Consider the following 1,199-nt stretch of genomic DNA (forward strand, 5'->3'; position numbering starts at 1 on the left):
AGCAGGATGTGTTTCTGGTCCACCGAGCGGTTGTCATGGAAGTGTCCAAAGAACCAGTATTCGTATTCCAGTCGCCGGTCTACCATCTCCAAAAATTCCGTGAGATGGTCTGCCTCGTTGTGACGGTTCATAGACAGGGCGATGCTGGTGGAGGCGCAGTGGGTGATCACATAGTCCACATGCCAATTTGTTCGCTCCAGCGTTTTCAATGCGGTATAGTATTCTCCATCGGAGGGCAGCTCCTCCGGCCACCAGGATCGGCCTAGTACCCGGAACCTGTTCCTACCGCTGCGCTTTAGGGCGCTCTGCTGGGCACGGAAGTTCGGATCTGCTGGATCCAGGATGCCGTCCTCCACATCGTGGCTCTTGGCCCCGCCCATAGTGAAGAAGGTCTTTCCCATGATTTCATAGAGCTGACCGCGCATCAGATGGAGCACATGGAGCCGGATCTGGTGGACGGAGCCTCCGCGCCAGGTGCGGACCGGGAATGTATCCAGCCGGCGGAAATTTTCATGATTTCCATCCACGAACAAGGTTGTGAAGGGCCGCTGCTCCAGCCAGTCCAGCCAGTAGTTTTCCTCCGGCGTGTCGGCCCATACCCCTCCGAAATCGCCCGCCACTATTATGTAGTCATCCCGATCCATAGCTTCCTGCTCTGGGAAGTACCTGCGGCCGAACCGCCGGAAGTTTCCGTGGCAATCGCCTGTTATAAATACCATGTATCTAATCCTCCTTTATGTTTTGCTCTATCTCCAAGCCACTCCGGAAGGTCACTCGGATTCTGTCCTTAGATAGGACCGTGACCTTTTCCAGCAGCTGATAGACCGTGCTCTCGTCCCACTCCGTGATATCGGCGGAAGCTCCTTCCAATGCGGCAGAGATCGCCTGGAGCCGTTGGGATGCCTTCTCATTTTCCTGATAGATTGCTTTGAGGCGCTCTCTCCGGTTCTTCAATTCGGCCATGGAGGTAGATACCGCACGGAAGCGCTCGGTATATTCCTCTTGACGTTCAGGAGATGCGGCCTCTTTCAGAAGACTATCAAACTGTCCCCCCAGATCCTCCAGAGCCCGTTCCACATCGGCCAGGCTCATGGTTTCTCCGGCGACGGGCAGCAATTCCTGTTCCATAACCGCCGTGATTCGGCTTTCCAGCACGGTTCGGTTGTCCATAGATGCATTGATGGCTCCCAGAATTGCCT

The 1,199-nt window shown here is 55.4% G+C and carries 1 protein-coding gene and 1 pseudogene; both read right to left on the reverse strand.

The genetic code is table 11. The features are described 5' to 3' along the window. A partial coding sequence (locus H6B31_RS16635) for a metallophosphoesterase family protein (protein ID WP_204899518.1) occupies positions 1-719 on the reverse strand: 719 nt, incomplete at its 3' end. Between the two features lie 4 nt (positions 720-723). Continuing rightward, positions 724-1,199, reverse strand: a pseudogene (locus tag H6B31_RS16640) (recombinase family protein); the annotation flags it as partial.

The sequence above is a fragment of the Pseudoflavonifractor capillosus genome, from assembly GCF_016899775.1.
Classification (GTDB): Bacteria; Bacillota; Clostridia; order Oscillospirales; family Oscillospiraceae; genus Lawsonibacter.